This window comes from Alteribacter natronophilus, assembly GCF_006007885.1.
Taxonomy (GTDB): Bacteria; Bacillota; Bacilli; order Bacillales; family Salisediminibacteriaceae; genus Alteribacter; species Alteribacter natronophilus.
The window spans coordinates 338,085-353,053 of the sequence record NZ_VCRO01000003.1; the positions used below are offsets into that span (position 1 = coordinate 338,085).

Below are 14,969 nucleotides of genomic sequence, written 5' to 3' on the forward strand. Positions count from 1 at the left end.
CACCTCTCCAATCAAGTGCTCCTCTTTAGCGGATACGGCAGCACTGTCCTCAATAAGATTTCAATTACAAGTACCATGGTCACAGGAACAGCGGCAAATAAAATGGAAAACGCTGCTGTAATTGTGTCGTTCCCGCCCGCCGCATAAGGATAGTAAAGAAGTGGGAGCGTAACCACTCTCCCCCCTCCGATTATTACTGTAAGTACATACTGACTGAGGGAAATAACCATTGTTAAAAATACGGCTGCCCTCAGACTCGGAGCAAGCCGGGGCAGTTCCGCATGCCAGAACGTCTGCCATCTGCCCGAGCCCAATGTCCTGCACTGCTCCTCCCACTTTGTACCAATGCGTTCAAAACCTGCTCTGAAAATACGAATGGCGTACGGTACTGTAGGAATCAGATGAACAATCAGAACGCCTGTAAAGGAATCAGCTATACCGATACGGATAAATACCAGATGCAGCCCCATTGCAATGGCGATGACAGGCACAAGAATCGGCATAAAAAGAATCGTATCCAGCACGGATTTTCCTCGGAATTCCCGGAAAGCAAGAAACCTGGCGGCAGGAACGGCAATCAGAAGATTTAAAGCGACTACCGCAGCTCCCAGGCCCACTGTAACCATAATGGCGTGCTGAAGACCAGGATCCCCGGAAATATGAAGCCAGCCCCCTGTGTTCAGATCCCCGGGCAGCAGCGTACCGAACCGCCATGGAGAAGATACACTCTGCAGAAAAAGAAGCAGAACCGGAATTATAAACACAGCAGTAAGAAGCAGAAAAACGAAAGGACGGGCCATCATCCTGACAGTCTTCATGAGCCTCCGCCCCCTTCCTGCATCCGTTGTCGCTGCCGCCGGATTGTACGGCTTATAATGTAAAAACAGACAAGGACTGATGCCGTTATTATCGCCATTAGAGCGAAAGCCGCGGGCCGCATGCTCCAGTCTCCTCCGTAAAACCATTCATAGGAGAGCACCGGCAGCATTTTGGGATAAGTGGCACCAATAAGGTAGGGTACCTCAAAGGCGCCGATTATAAATACGAAAATGATAACAGAGGTCTCAAGCAGTGCAGGCTTCAGGTAATGCCACTCCAGATCCATGAACTGCCGGTACCTTCCTCCTCCGAGTGTGGCAGCTGCGTCTTTCAGCCGGTGATTCATCTCGTAAAATACCGGAAGCATCATAAGCATAACAAACGGTACTTCCTTCCATACATACGTGAGAATCAGACCGATTCCGTACCTGTCGTTGGTAAGAACCGGGAACTGACCGGGCGTGTCGATTACACCTGCCTGATACAGCAGTGAAGCTGTCCAGCCACTCTGCGAAAAAAAGAGAAGAATCAGATAGGCTGCAACGAAATGAGGAAACAGCATCGGCAGCCAGGCGAGCCATTTCCAGCTCCGGCCGCGAAGATAAACAAACATCCCCCTGGCAAGAACCGTTCCAATGACTATGGAAATAAGGGTCGAAACTGCGGTGACATAAAGACTGAACACGAGTGAGTCCAGGAAAAAAGTGTGACCGAAAAGATTCGCATACGCTTCTAAAGTCCAGCTCTCGTTCCAGCTGTCCCTGAAACTGAGGATGATCCCGTAAATGACCGCTCCTGCCGTGATTGCAGCTGTAAAGAGTGCCGGCAATACCATTAGTGATCCTCCGCCTTTACGGCTTAACCACTTGTTCAAACCAGACCTCCTCCAGCCATGGAACATAGCCTGCATCAAGTTCAGGCAGATAGGCATCCTGAAGTACTTCCGCTCCGGGAACCGATTCTCCCCGGTCAATCTCTTCAAAGGAGTTCCTCATTTCAGGTTCAAGCGCGGATATGTCAAGGACTGTATTTTCCCCCCAGCCGTCAGGGTCGAGCTTTTCCAGCTGCGCTTCCGGAGAAAGCAGTTCGTTAATCAGTACCATGGCACCCTGGGGGTTTGAAGCGTTAAATGGAATAGAAAGAAAATGGGTGTTGCCGATGGAACCACTGTCCAGTACAAACGTATCCGTCGTTTCCGGAAATGTACCATCTGCTATTTTATTTACGGCCCTCGCTTCGTTATAGCCCATTGTCATCCACACTTCCTCTCTCTGATAAAGACGGTCAAGGTCTGTCAGGGAGGCGGGATATGTCTGGCCTTCACGCCACAGATTAGGCTTAAGAGCAGTCAAATACTGTTTCATATATTCAGCTGCATCCGTTGATTTACTATCACCTGCCTCAGCTTCCAGAAGTGTCCCGGGATCGTCAGCCCCTGCATAGAGAAGATGACGAAGAAATGCATTGCCGGTAAAGTCCGTCGCTTCCGGATAAGTAAACCTTCCCGGATTATTCTCAATCCAGTCTGCCAGCTCCTCGAAATTTTCAGGCGGTTCATCAATATGTTCAGTATTATAGTTAAAAACAAACTGCACTTTCCCCCACGGCGCTTCGTACCCTTCAACAGACGTTCCGAAATCCACCTGGTAATCAAGACTGTCCCCATCTATGTATGCTTCCATATTCGGCAGTTGATCCGCAAACGGACCGATCAGGAGATCACGCTCTTTTGCATTACGGAAATTTTCCCCGTTAATCCAGATCACATCAGCTGCCCCGTCCATTTGACCAGCCTGCTTTTCGGTCTGCAGGCGCTGAAGAACTTCCGGAGCATCCATCGGAATACGCGTCAGTTCAAGGCCGTACTCTTCCTCCACGCGTGGAGATATCCAATCATCGATGTAGTTGTTGACTGCCTCGTCCCCGCCCCACATATACAGGCGGACTTCCGTTCCTTCCGCCTGTTCCTCAAGATCAGACCACTCCTGGTCAATGAGCGCAGCACGGTCGTCTTCACCATCTGCCGAACAGGCGGCAAAAACGAGTGCACCAAGCGATGCAGATAACACCTTCCATTTATGATTCATAACGCCACTCCTTTTTTCTCTGCTTAAATGTACCACTGTGCTGATTTTATGTATGTGACCATGGTTAAAAATATGATGTACATTTATTATACAGATAACGTTTCAGAAGATGAAAAAGAGTGCCTGAAAGGTTTCTTCCAGGCACTCTCTGTTTATTCCGACATGGATCGGGATGCAAAGAACTTTTCCCATTTGTAAGTGACAGGCCCTTTCTGCCCGAGAAGGTAGAAGACAACCCCGAGGAAAGTAAGAATTACGAGCGAACCGTAAATGGACAGTTCCCCAATCGCCTGCCCGAAGGACGTAAATAAAAGAGACGGAAGAATAAGGCCTGCAAAGGAGTACTTCATGTACTCCCTGAATGAAGAAGTCATCTCCATCAGATACCAGGACAGGAGATGAAAATGCATGAACGGAAGCATTCTCAGAATCATCACCTGGCCAAGAGTAAGGTGACGATCCTTAAAAACCTTCTGCTTCATTCTTGACATTCTCCCTCTCAGAGAAGGAAAATAATCCACCACTTTGTAAAAGGAAAAGCTCATGAGTGTAAGCCCGATCAGTGAATAAAGACTTCCGTAGAAAAAGCCGAAAAAATAACCGCCCACAATACACAGCACAATAACAGGAATAAATAAAAACGGACGAATCAGATGAAGGAGAATAAAGATGAGCGGAGCCAGCCATCCTGCCTGTTCAATCAGTGTAGGAATGCCTTCGATGAAATCGTTCATGATGTCTCTCCTCCTCTCGCGCTTACACTATTTGTATGACTGTATCAGACAATCTATGAGAAAGGGCCGTGGATAAAGGAAGGTCTCAGGGAGTAAGCTCCCCTCCTGCCCACACGAGAAAGCCTGTTAATCCAATATGAAGAATGATAAACAGGGGCAACCCGATTTTAAAGGCCGGCTTCTGTGTTTTATGGCGAAACATCCTTGAGGCAAAAAGCATTCCTGCAGCACCGCCGAAACCGGCCCACGTAAACAGTGCCTGCTCCGAGGTGCGTCTTCTTCCATTTCTCGCCTTCTGTTTATCCAGCCGCATGATGAAAAACCCTGCTGTGTTCACGATCACATAATAAATAAGGAGCCACTGCAGAATTGCCTGTTCCATATCCATGAACCGCCTTCCCGGTTTACTTGCTATTTTATTCCCTCTAACAAAGAAAGTCACTCCCTGAAGAGAGTGACTTTCTGATTTTTTTGCTTACTTAAGGTTTGCTTTTGCTTTTTCAGCAAGAGCCGCGAAGCCCTGCTCGTCGTTTACAGCAATGTCAGCAAGCATTTTACGGTTCATTTCGATGCCGCCCTGCTTAAGACCGTGCATGAAACGGTTGTAGGAAAGACCGTTCACACGTGCAGCCGCGTTGATACGTGTAATCCAGAGTTTACGGAAGTCACGCTTTTTCTGTTTGCGGTCACGGTATGCATATTCAAGGGATTTCATTACCTGTCCCTGTGCAGATTTAAACAAACGGTGCTTGGAACCATGGTACCCTTTTGCAAGCTTTAATACTTTGTTACGACGACGACGTGATACAAATCCGCCTTTTACTCGAGCCATCGTAATCCCTCCTCAGTAAATATTTCGTGTAGTAGATTCTATAGAAGAACTTATCGTTCGGTCAGCAGCCATGCTGCCTGTTCAGGTCTGTCATTAAGGAAGCAGAGTGTCGATGCGCTTCTGGTCACTTTTGTGGACCATTGCAGCTTTACGAAGCTGACGCTTCTGCTTTGTTGATTTGTTTTGGGCCAAGTGGCTTGTGTAGCCCTGGGAACGCTTAAGTTGGCCGGTTCCTGTTCTCTTGAAGCGCTTTGCTGCGCCTTTGTGCGTTTTCATTTTAGGCATTTGCAAGTCCTCCCTGTTGTAAAAAGTAAAGGTTGTCGTTGTCTTTTTATAAGTGAAAGTGAAATGGGCGATATAAATGTTGTCAGGTTCACGAGGGAACCGGTAAGTTCAGAGCTGGTAATACAGAGTTATTTTTCGTTGGTTGGTGCGAGCACGAGAAACATGCTGCGCCCTTCCATCTTAGGTCTGGACTCTATGGTAGAGATGTCTGAACATTCCTTGGCAAGACGCTCAAGTACAACTTTACCGAGCTCGGAGTGAGTAATCGCACGTCCGCGGAAGCGGATCGCTGCTTTCACTTTATCTCCCTTGCTAAGGAATTTACGGGCATTTTTGAGTTTCGTGTTGAAGTCGTGCTCCTCGATGTTCGGGCTGAGACGAACTTCTTTTGTGTTAATGATTTTCTGGTTTTTACGAGCTTCTTTCTCTTTTTTCTGCTGCTCGTAACGGAATTTTCCGTAATCCATAATCCGGCATACCGGTGGTTTTGCGTTCGGTGCGACGAGTACAAGGTCAAGGTTGGCGTTTTGGGCCATTTCCAACGCTTCACGCTTTGACTTTACACCGATCTGGTCGCCGTTTGCTCCAACAAGACGGACTTCACGTGCACGAATTGAATCATTAACGAACATATCCTTACTAATATTGAGCCACCTCCATAAGATAAATCCGGATCAAAGCAAGTCCTGCTTCAGGGCCGGAACGTTCCGCCCCTTTGTCGGCAGTCGTCTATAAACTGCACAAAAAAAGCATGAGCGCATAATACGCCCACACTTCTGAAGTACATCGTTTGAATACGTCGAAACCTGTCAACTGCCCTAAAGCGTCAATCAGGTGAGAAGCGGGCGCTTCTGCTTGCTTTGTGTCCTTATTTTGTTCACTTAAAAAGAATAGCACATCTGTTTTGCGGATGTCAACTCAAGTTGCTTCAACTTGTGTTAAGCCGTTAATCATTGTAACTCAGGTTCTTCCGTAATGCAAGGGCCTGCTTGTTTGAGGGGTCCGCTGCAGGCGGACGCTTTCCGCGGGCAGCGCAGCCTCCACTGGAACTCCCAGCGGGTTCTTCTACTGAGCCGGACGGCTTAGAAACTTTTCAAACAGTACCGGAGTCAGCGGCTTACTGTAATAAAACCCCTGAAGATGGGGGCAGCCGATCCCTTTCAGGTAAAGGGAAACTTCTTTTGTTTCCACTCCTTCGGCAACCACATTCAGCCCGAGACTTTTTGCAAGCTGGATTGTGGCGGCTACAATTGCTTTATCTCCCTGATTGTCTGTCAGTTCCCTCGTGAACGACTGGTCGATTTTCAAAGTCTGGACTTCAAACTGTTTCAGGTAGCTCAGAGAGGAATAGCCTGTGCCGAAATCATCAATGGCGATGGCGATACCGTTACGTTTAAGCTCCGCCAGCGTCTCCAGCGTTTCCTTCGTATCCTCCATCAGGCCATTTTCAGTCATTTCAAGCTGAATCCGGTTAAACGCTACTCCCTCTTCTGTAAGTATGGAAATAACATCACCGACAAAAGAAGCATCCTGAAACTGCTCACTGGAAATGTTGATTGAAACTGTAACAGGCTCGATTCCGGCTGCATCCCACTGTTTAATCTGGGAACAAACTTCCCGGATGACCCATTCTCCAATCGGGATAATCAGACCGCTTTCTTCGGCAATTTTAATAAAGTCGCCGGGTGGTACCAGACCGATTTCAGGATGATTCCAGCGAATCAGGGCTTCACAGCCGATGATGCGTTCACCCTCGGCATCGATTACAGGCTGGTAGTAAAGAGTGAATTCCTTTCCACCATCTTTAATCGCCTGCCTGAGTCCATTTTCCAGCCTGACACTGTACAGAAATTCATCCTGCATTTTACCGGAGAAAAACGTGGCACGGTTACCACCGGCTTTTTTGGACTGATTAAGGGCCATATCGGCGTGTTTTAAGAGTTCTTCCGGCTCTGTTGAAGATGATATTCTGCTCGCTCCCATGCTTGCCCGCAGATGGAACTCTCCTTCACGGTAAAGAAAAGGCTCGTCAAAAAGAGCGTCAATGTAGTTGATCAGGGCGTCAAAAGTCCGCTGCTCATACCCTCCGGCAAGGATAACAAACTCATCTCCGCCCAGATGGTAGAGCTTAAGATGTTCGACAGTAACCAGACTTTCAAGTCTGGAGAGCCGCTCGGCTGTCATCATAATAAACCTGTCACCGGCCGTATGCCCGATCGAATCATTTATATTTTTAAAGTGGTCAATATCTATACTGATGAGGCCTGTCTCACTGGAAGCTTTGTGCATATTCCGTGCAAGCTCGGCGAGGTCCGCTGTCAGCATTCTCCGGTTCGGAAGACCGGTAAGGGGATCCTGATAGGCCATCGTCTCAACAGCATTTTCAGACTGTTTCAGGGAGGTAATATCCTGAACGGACACGATTGCCTCCCGCTGATCTTTCTCACCGGGAATGATCGTTACATAGGCTGCAAGGGTGTAGTTTTTAATTTTGAATGTAAATTCATTTCGTTCACCTGCAAAAGCCTGCTGATAGTACTCTGTGACTTTCTCTTTATCTTCGCAGGGGAGCAGATCAAATAACGGGATCCCTTTTCCTGAGACCCGGGACAGTCCTACTTTTCCGGCAAGCTTCCCTTCCAGGTAGGTGACCGTAAAGCCCTCTTTTGGATTCCCCGAGACTCTCATCACAAAAGTATGAAGGTTTTCGATCAGATCCTGCAGGCCGTTTCCTTCCTCATTACGAGGCATGACGGCTACCAGTACCTTGTCTTTTGAATCCAGCGGAAGCGCCGCCACATCCATTGTTACACTGTCGTCACTTTCTATAATGGGAAGTGACCACTCACTGTGTGTCACGGTGAGGATATCTCCGTCCGATTCTGTGACATCAGAAAGAAGCTTCGACCTCGAGGACAGGACTGCGTCCTGATCAAGAATGCCGAAAACATTATGGTAGCGGGTATTACTGTCGAGCACTGTTCCCTCACGGTCAATGACAGTAAGAAGAAGGGAAGCATCCTCTGTTTCGGGAACCTGCTCTACAGCCTTTTCCAGATCCAGGATATCGGCTTCCTCTTCTTTCATTACTGATGCCAGATTTTCAATGGTATCCGCTAAAATTCCCTCATGCGACATTCCGGTGTCCTCCTGCGTCAGTATTTCAAGAATTTTCTACATTGTACACCCGGGGGCATCTATGAACAATCGGCCTTTTCCCCTTGTTTTTTTCCTGCATTCGTGTAAAAAGGTGTCTATTTATGGGGGACTTTTTTCTATTCCTGTTTTAGGAACCCGGCAGTCTTAACGCTTTTCTGCTGCAGGCTCCTTCCGTGAATACGAAGGCACAGGACGCCGGTCCCCCGGATATACCGAAAGCCGGCCCCATTACTGGAGCCGGCTTAACTGTCTATTTACGTTCTTTAATATCAGCTTCAATTACTGAAACGAACTCGTCCAGACTGACGACTTCTGTGTCTTTTTCCCCATAACGGCGGACGTTAACACTTTCAGATTCGATCTCCTTGTCTCCCAGTACGAGAATGTACGGGATTTTCTGCATCTGGGCTTCGCGGATTTTGTATCCGAGTTTTTCGTTTCTTGCGTCCACGTGAACCCGTGCACCGGCCTGACGGAGACGATCTTCCACTTTGCCCACGTATTCGTCGTGAACGTCACTTACGCCGATCAGCTGTACCTGAACAGGTGAGAGCCATGTCGGAAGCGCACCTTTATATTCCTCAAGAAGGAAAGCGACAAAGCGTTCCATTGTGGAAACGACGCCGCGGTGGATAACGACCGGACGATGCTCGTTCCCGTCATCCCCCACGTATGTGAGATCAAAACGTTCAGGAAGGTGGAAATCAAGCTGGGCAGTGGAGAGCGTCTCGTCTTTTCCGAGAGCGGTTTTAACCTGAACATCGAGCTTCGGTCCGTAAAAGGCGGCTTCGCCTTCAGCTTCCACGTACTCGACACCCATATCGTCCATCGCCTCTTTCAGAAGTGCCTGGGCTTTGTTCCACATTTCATCGTTGTCCACATACTTTTCCTTGTCCTCCGGGTCTCTGTAGCTCAGACGGAAATAGTAATTGTCGATTCCGAAATCCTTATAGACGTTCTGAATCAGTTCCACAACGCGGATGAACTCGGATTTCATCTGATCCGGACGGCAGAAAATATGAGCGTCATTCAGGGTCATGGCACGGACGCGCTGAAGCCCTGCAAGCGCTCCGCTCATCTCATGACGGTGCATCATGCCGAGTTCGGCGATCCGAACGGGCAGGTTGCGGTAGCTGTATTTCTGATTTTTGTACACCATCATATGGTGAGGGCAGTTCATTGGACGAAGGACCAGTTCCTCGTTGTTATCCATTTTCATGGAAGGGAACATATCATCCTGGTAATGGTCCCAGTGCCCGGATGTCTTGTAAAGCTCAGAGCTTCCAAGAACCGGTGTATAAACGTGGCTGTAGCCGAGCCGCTCCTCAAGATCCACAATGTACCGCTCAACCGTGCGGCGGATTGTCGCTCCGTTTGGAAGCCAGATCGGGAGCCCCTGCCCCACTTTCTGATTAACGGTAAAAATACCCAGTTCACGTCCGAGCTTACGGTGGTCGCGCTCTTTTGCCTCTTCCAGCATTTTCAGATGTGCATCAAGCTGGCCCTGCTTTTCAAATGCAGTCCCGTAAATACGCTGGAGCATTTTATTCTTGCTGTCTCCGCGCCAGTATGCGCCGTTAATGTTCATAAGCTTGAACTTTTTAATTTTCCCTGTGGAAGGCAGGTGCACTCCGCGGCACAGGTCAAAAAATTCTCCCTGTTCGTAAATGCTGATTTTCTCGCCTTCCGGAATATCCTCAAGAAGCTCAAGCTTCAGTTCATCACCGATTTCCCGGTAGCGGCGGACGGCCTCTTCACGGGTTACTTCCTTACGCTCAATCGCAAGGTTCTCGTCAGCAATCCGCTTCATTTCCTTTTCGATTCTCGGAAGGTCTTCCGGTGTGAGGGTGTGCTCCATATCAATATCGTAATAGAAGCCCCCTTCAATAACAGGGCCGACGCCCAGCTTCACATCATCAAACAGGCGTTTTACCGCCTGTGCAAGAAGGTGGGCTGTGCTGTGCCGGAGAATTTCCAGTCCGTCATCGCTGTCCAGGGTCACGATTTCAATTTTACCCGAAGACGGCAGCGGCTCCCTGAGGTCTACAGGTTCACCATCAAGTTTCCCCGCGACCGCTTTCTTCTTCAGCCCCGGGCTGATGGATCCGGCTACCTCTTCCGTTGTCGTACCCGCATCAAATTCTCTTTCATTACCGTCCGGAAACGTCAGTCTGATTTTATCTTTCACTTCTGCCATCGGTAGTCAACTCCTTTTAATTTCACTGCTTGGTAACCCGTACTGCTGAATCACATAAAACGCGGCTATTAATCAGCGCCTGCTGCGGCAGGAATTTTTAAGCATATAAAAAACACTCCTCCCGTAAAAGGGACGAGTGCTGTCATTTTAAGTAGCCCGTGGTTCCACCCTGATTCCCGGATGCACCCCTGACAGGGGACAGCCGGCTTCATTGCACCTGTAACGGGGCGTTCCGTCAGCAGTTATTAGGCCGGTAAAGGCGGTTCCCTGCTGAAGTTCAGAGGCGGTAACCGTGTTTTCCATCGCCCGGGAGGCTTTCAGCCGGTGACCCCCCTCTCTGATGAGCTGTAAAAACAGATCATGTCCTCATCAATACATCATGAGTTTTCTTTTATAGTTCGTATTATAATAAGACGAAACAGTAAAAGCAAGACCGGAGTCCTGCTTTTTGTGTAAGACTGACAGGATTCGGCTTATCACCATCCTGTCCTCCCTGCTGTTTTTTTATTCACTGCTGCTGCCTGTACGGATCACTGTAGAAAGTAACCCGCTCCTCAAAAATGGCCATAAGCGTCCGGATTACATAGCCTTCATCTTCTTTTCCGCTGCAGTATAGATTCACCTGGCCCGGTGCCATACTCACAAGCGGACTGATGATCCGCTCCGAAACCGGAAGTGAACCGTCAAACGTCACTTCATCATCAAGAAGACCGAGAATCTTTGACTGTGAAAACTGCGAACCTTCCTCATCGAAAAACGAAACCGGTTCATCATCCAGATTCACGTGGACAGAATCAAACATTGGCGGGTTATCCCTCAGATACTCCCTGCATGCTTCCACCATTGTCTGATATTCCTGTTCCATTTTATATTCATCGATGGCCCATTCCACGCACTCTGTGAGATCGTTTTTCATTTCCCTTAAACGGAACAGGATAAATGAAGCATAGGAAAAGCGGTCTGCTTCATTAAGAACCGTGTAGAAATGGGAATAAAGTGTCCGCTGAAGTGCAGGCAGGCTGTTTTCAAGGGAGATTTCCCGATGTTCACCGGCCAGAAGCTCCCCTGCCAGTTCAATAATGGCTTCCGCTTCACCGGCCTCCTCGTAAAAGAAACGGCCCCTTACAACCTCTTCAAGCCAGACAGGCAAATACCTTTTAAGCGTAAAGTTCGACATCACTGCAGCCAGGATGGAAATTGTGTTCATCCGTTTCTCCCGTGAATTCCGTGAAAATACAATATGAATGTTCGTGTTGTTTTCACTGAGCGTAAGAAGAACCTCTTTTTTCAACTCAGCAAAGGTTTCGAGTGACGTTTTCAACTGCGAGAAACAGTTCCTGCACTGTTTCTCAGTTTCAAATTCAATCGTTACCAACGGCAGCCCCTCCCAAACGTGCAATTGAGTTGAGGGTCATGGCGTGTACCGTCTCTGTTCATCAACTCTTTGCATACATCTAGTACATGTATATGGGGCTGTCCGTGTTTTATGTTCAGAAGAAAAACGTTTTTTGCTCATGGGGAGAACGATCGAATAAGAACAGCACTGAACCTTTATTTACAGGGATTTGTCATCCACATTATTCAGCCATTCCTCGATATCTCCAATCACGGCATCCACACAACCTTTTTCAAACGGGGAATCAAGGCCGGCAAGCTCCGTAAGCCCGGTAAAGGAACGGCTTCCTCCTGCCTTGCAGAGATTCAGATAACTGTTCCACGCTGCTTCCCGGTCCTCGTTCATCTTTTTCCAGTACTGGAACGCACAGATCTGTGCGAGTGTGTAGTCGATGTAGTAGAACGGCACCTGAAAGATGTGTCCCTGTCGCTGCCAGAATCCGCCTCCTTCAAGGTAGCTGTTCGATTCGTAATTCCGGTGCGGGAGATACTTCTGCTCAATTTCCCGCCACTTCGCCTTCCGCTCCTCCGGTGTCGCTTCAGGTGTATCATAGACGTAATGCTGGAACTCATCCACCGCTGCACCGTAAGGAATAAACAGAATCCCCGAGGCAAGATGGCTGAACTTGTACTTCTCCACGTCTTCTTTAAAGAAAAGTTCCATCCACGGCCAGGTGAAAAACTCCATGCTCATGGAATGAATTTCGGCTGCCTCCATTGTCGGGAAGGCATACTCGGGCACTTCAAATTTCCGGCTCTCGTAGCCCTGGAAGGCGTGTCCGGCTTCGTGGGTCAGAACATCAATATCGTCGGACGTCCCGTTAAAGTTGGCAAAAATAAACGGGGCCTTATAATCGCTCAGACCGGCACAGTACCCTCCGCTCTGTTTTCCTTTCCGGCTCAGAAGATCCATCAGGTTGTAATCTTTCATAAACTGAAAGAACTCGTCTGTTTCCGGTGACAGTTCACGGTACATTTGCTCACCGTTTTCTATGATCCAGTCAGGATCTCCTTTAGGAGCCGGGTTTCCTGTCGGGAATGAGAACGGCTCGTCATAATAATTGAGCTGTTCCACGCCAATCCGCTCCTTCTGTCTCTGACGGAGACGCGTTGCCACAGGAACGATGGACTCCACCACCTGATTACGGAAACGTGCAACTTCCCCGGCCCCGTAATCTGTTCTGCTCATCCGCGCGTACGCAAGCTCGGTGAATGAATCATAACCAAGCTTTTTTGCCATGGTCGTACGGACCTGAACAAGGTCGTCATAGATCCGGTCAAAGTCCGCTTCGTGGCCGCTGAGGAAACCGAACTTTGCCTCCGCAGCAGCTCTTCTGACAGTACGGTCCGGTTTCATTTCATACGGTGTAAGCTCGGATAGCGTGAGCTCTTCACCCTGAAATTCGATCTTTGCAGACGCAATAAGCTGATTGTATTCCGTCGTTAGTCTGTTTTCCTTCTGAAGATCTTCGATAATTACCGGGTCAAATGTTTTCAGTGCCACATCTGCAAGGCGGAACAAATGGGCTCCCCACTTTTCCTCCAGATCGCTGCGGAAGGTTGCCTGCACAAGTTCCCGGTACAATTCCGTATCAAGCCCCTGGATTTCAGGCATGATCTCATCGATATAATCCTGTTCCTTCTTATAGAATTCATCGTTTGTATCAATCGAATGGCGGATATGTACAAGGCTGCACTGGGTATCAACCCGGCTGCGGAGCTTATTGATTGCCGCAAGCGCCCCATCCTGTTCCTCAAAGCTTCCTGCAGAAGTAAACTCCTTCAGCAGTCCGTTAAATTCGTTTTTCACCTGTTCAAGATCGGGTCTTTCATAAGGCATATCCTGAAATTTCATCATTCAGATCAATTCCTCTCCTGTTAAAAGTCCGTTTTACTTTTTCGATAGAAACCGGTGGAATTCCTTCTATTATTTCCGAAAAAGGTCTGTCCGCAGGTGAGTGGGACAGAGAGGGGCGCTTGATTTTTCCAGTTCAGGTTTAAAACCTGAACCTGCTGCCTCTCTTTGCCTCACACAAAAAAAAACCGGGACCAGCTTGGCCCCGGAATCTCTTTAAAATCAGTTCTGCATAATAAAATCTTTTTCTGCCTGGGTATCGCCTTCAAAAACACGAAGGGTATTGTACTTCGTGTCACGCTGGGCAGGCGTTTTACCGGCCTCGCGGATGAGACGGAGAATAAGGTTCGTATCCACTTTGTGCGTTGCGCCTGCTGCGGAAACAACGTTCTCCTCAATCATCGTACTTCCGAAATCGTTACAGCCATACTCAAGGGATTTCTTCCCGATTTCCGGCCCCATTGTAACCCATGAGCTCTGGAAATTCGGTACATTATCCAGGAAGATCCGGGAGATTGCGAGATTTTTCAGGTACTCATCCGGTGTTACTTTTTCCGCCTTCATGTTCGTGTTATCCGGCTGGAAAGTCCACGGTATAAACGCGAGGAAGCAGTTGGTTTCGTCCTGGGCATCACGTACACGCTTCAGGTGAAGGGCACGCTCTTCGTACTTTTCGCCAAATCCGATTACCATCGTCGCTGTGCCGTGCATGCCGACTTTTTTAGCTGTCTTCATACACTCGATCCATTCTTCCCATGTACCTTTAAGGCGGCTGATCCGCTTACGGGTACGGTTGTCGAGGATTTCGGCACCGCCGCCCGGCAGGGAATCAAGGCCCGCTTCGTGAAGCTCACGCAGAACTTCCTCAAGGGACAGTCCCGACACTTCAACCATCTTCCAGATTTCAGCAGGAGAGAAAGAGTGCATCGTAATATCAAAGCGTTTCTTAATTTCTTTCAGAAGGTCTGTATAGTAACTGAACGGAAGATCCGGATTCGTTCCGCCCTGCATAAGTATTTCCGTTCCATCCACATCGATGGTCTCCTGGATTTTTTGGAAAATCACTTCATTGTCCAGTACGTAGCCATCTTCGTGTCCCGGAGGACGGTAAAAAGCACAGAATCTGCAGTAAGTATCACAGAAGTTTGTATAGTTGACGTTTCGTCCGATAACAAAAGTAGTCACAGGGTCCGGATGCCACTTTTTCATAATCTCGTTGGCAACGGCTCCGATTTTTTCCGTCTCATTGCTTTCATACAGCGCCACTGCGTCTTCAACTGATATCCGTTCGCCGGCCCGCGCACGCTCTAAGATGTGATCAACGCTCATAGTTTTGTCCCCCATCCTGAAATGCTATCAATCATTGTTACTATCGTAACATACAATTCATTCAAAAAAACAGGAAAAGAGAGTCGGGGACAGAAGTGTGTTTACAGACAGTAATCCGAACAATCAATAAGCGGTGCAGGTATATCGCTCCTGATATATTCGCCGCTTTCCGCGGGAAGCGGCTGAGCCTCCGCGTGCTTCGCTGCTCAAGGGGTCTCACCTGCGATTTTCCTCCCGCAGGAGTCGGCGAATATTTCATCCGCTTATCAGCTTTTTG

Annotated in this window: 13 protein-coding genes and 1 other annotated feature; all 13 genes read right to left on the bottom strand. The window is 48.5% G+C overall.

Translation table 11 applies throughout. From position 1 onward, the window contains the following. Window positions 1-11: 11 nt before the first annotated feature. Window positions 12-818 (bottom strand): ABC transporter permease, encoded by an 807-nt coding sequence (locus FGB90_RS11625; RefSeq protein ID WP_246056157.1) that lies wholly within the window; start codon window positions 816-818, stop codon window positions 12-14. Continuing rightward, the gene (locus tag FGB90_RS11630) at window positions 815-1,693 is read right to left on the bottom strand and encodes an ABC transporter permease (RefSeq protein ID WP_171051797.1); all 879 of its coding nucleotides are present in this window, start codon (window positions 1,691-1,693) and stop codon (window positions 815-817) included. Before FGB90_RS11630 ends, FGB90_RS11625 begins: the two co-directional genes overlap by 4 nt. Next, on the bottom strand, window positions 1,671-2,906 hold the full coding sequence (locus FGB90_RS11635) for an ABC transporter substrate-binding protein (RefSeq protein WP_138811008.1): 1,236 nt from the start codon (window positions 2,904-2,906) through the stop codon (window positions 1,671-1,673). Before FGB90_RS11635 ends, FGB90_RS11630 begins: the two co-directional genes overlap by 23 nt. Before the next feature lie 152 nt (window positions 2,907-3,058). Continuing rightward, window positions 3,059-3,640, bottom strand: coding sequence for a TVP38/TMEM64 family protein (locus tag FGB90_RS11640; RefSeq protein ID WP_138811009.1), 582 nt, complete (start codon window positions 3,638-3,640; stop codon window positions 3,059-3,061). Window positions 3,641-3,725: 85 nt separating this feature from the next. Continuing rightward, complete coding sequence (locus FGB90_RS11645) at window positions 3,726-4,028, bottom strand: DUF1294 domain-containing protein (protein WP_246056158.1); 303 nt, start codon at window positions 4,026-4,028, stop codon at window positions 3,726-3,728. Window positions 4,029-4,115: 87 nt separating this feature from the next. Continuing rightward, complete coding sequence (gene rplT, locus FGB90_RS11650) at window positions 4,116-4,472, bottom strand: 50S ribosomal protein L20 (RefSeq protein WP_138811010.1); 357 nt, start codon at window positions 4,470-4,472, stop codon at window positions 4,116-4,118. A 93-nt stretch (window positions 4,473-4,565) separates the two neighbouring features. Then, window positions 4,566-4,757 (bottom strand): 50S ribosomal protein L35, encoded by a 192-nt coding sequence (gene rpmI / locus FGB90_RS11655; protein ID WP_138811011.1) that lies wholly within the window; start codon window positions 4,755-4,757, stop codon window positions 4,566-4,568. Window positions 4,758-4,885: 128 nt separating this feature from the next. After that, on the bottom strand, window positions 4,886-5,389 hold the full coding sequence (gene infC / locus FGB90_RS11660; protein ID WP_138811012.1) for a translation initiation factor IF-3: 504 nt from the start codon (window positions 5,387-5,389) through the stop codon (window positions 4,886-4,888). Window positions 5,390-5,494: 105 nt separating this feature from the next. Then, window positions 5,495-5,620: a sequence feature (ribosomal protein L20 leader region), on the bottom strand. A 202-nt stretch (window positions 5,621-5,822) separates the two neighbouring features. Beyond that, complete coding sequence (locus FGB90_RS11665) at window positions 5,823-7,895, bottom strand: sensor domain-containing protein (protein ID WP_138811013.1); 2,073 nt, start codon at window positions 7,893-7,895, stop codon at window positions 5,823-5,825. Window positions 7,896-8,166: 271 nt separating this feature from the next. Then, a complete protein-coding gene (gene thrS / locus FGB90_RS11670; protein WP_138811014.1) occupies window positions 8,167-10,113 on the bottom strand; it encodes a threonine--tRNA ligase in 1,947 nt (648 codons plus the stop codon). A gap of 508 nt (window positions 10,114-10,621) precedes the next feature. Continuing rightward, window positions 10,622-11,488 (bottom strand): putative sporulation protein YtxC, encoded by an 867-nt coding sequence (locus tag FGB90_RS11675; RefSeq protein WP_138811015.1) that lies wholly within the window; start codon window positions 11,486-11,488, stop codon window positions 10,622-10,624. A gap of 180 nt (window positions 11,489-11,668) precedes the next feature. Continuing rightward, a complete protein-coding gene (locus FGB90_RS11680; RefSeq protein WP_171051798.1) occupies window positions 11,669-13,366 on the bottom strand; it encodes a M3 family oligoendopeptidase in 1,698 nt (565 codons plus the stop codon). A 219-nt stretch (window positions 13,367-13,585) separates the two neighbouring features. Next, window positions 13,586-14,692 carry a cyclic dehypoxanthinyl futalosine synthase gene (mqnC, locus tag FGB90_RS11685; RefSeq protein ID WP_138811016.1) on the bottom strand — a complete coding sequence of 369 codons (1,107 nt, stop codon included), beginning with the start codon at window positions 14,690-14,692 and terminating at the stop codon, window positions 13,586-13,588. Window positions 14,693-14,969: the final 277 nt, after the last annotated feature.

Excerpts from the sequence above, each read along its gene's own strand:
- FGB90_RS11625 (WP_246056157.1), bottom strand. The coding sequence starts at position 818 with ATGAAGACTGTCAGGATGATGGCCCGTCCTTTCGTTTTTCTGCTTCTT.
- rplT (WP_138811010.1), bottom strand. The coding sequence starts at position 4,472 with ATGGCTCGAGTAAAAGGCGGATTTGTATCACGTCGTCGTCGTAACAAA.
- FGB90_RS11635 (WP_138811008.1), bottom strand. The coding sequence starts at position 2,906 with ATGAATCATAAATGGAAGGTGTTATCTGCATCGCTTGGTGCACTCGTT.
- FGB90_RS11645 (WP_246056158.1), bottom strand. The coding sequence starts at position 4,028 with ATGGATATGGAACAGGCAATTCTGCAGTGGCTCCTTATTTATTATGTG.
- mqnC (WP_138811016.1), bottom strand. The coding sequence starts at position 14,692 with ATGAGCGTTGATCACATCTTAGAGCGTGCGCGGGCCGGCGAACGGATA.
- thrS (WP_138811014.1), bottom strand. The coding sequence starts at position 10,113 with ATGGCAGAAGTGAAAGATAAAATCAGACTGACGTTTCCGGACGGTAAT.
- FGB90_RS11680 (WP_171051798.1), bottom strand. The coding sequence starts at position 13,366 with ATGATGAAATTTCAGGATATGCCTTATGAAAGACCCGATCTTGAACAG.
- FGB90_RS11640 (WP_138811009.1), bottom strand. The coding sequence starts at position 3,640 with ATGAACGATTTCATCGAAGGCATTCCTACACTGATTGAACAGGCAGGA.
- infC (WP_138811012.1), bottom strand. The coding sequence starts at position 5,389 with ATGTTCGTTAATGATTCAATTCGTGCACGTGAAGTCCGTCTTGTTGGA.
- FGB90_RS11665 (WP_138811013.1), bottom strand. The coding sequence starts at position 7,895 with ATGTCGCATGAGGGAATTTTAGCGGATACCATTGAAAATCTGGCATCA.
- rpmI (WP_138811011.1), bottom strand. The coding sequence starts at position 4,757 with ATGCCTAAAATGAAAACGCACAAAGGCGCAGCAAAGCGCTTCAAGAGA.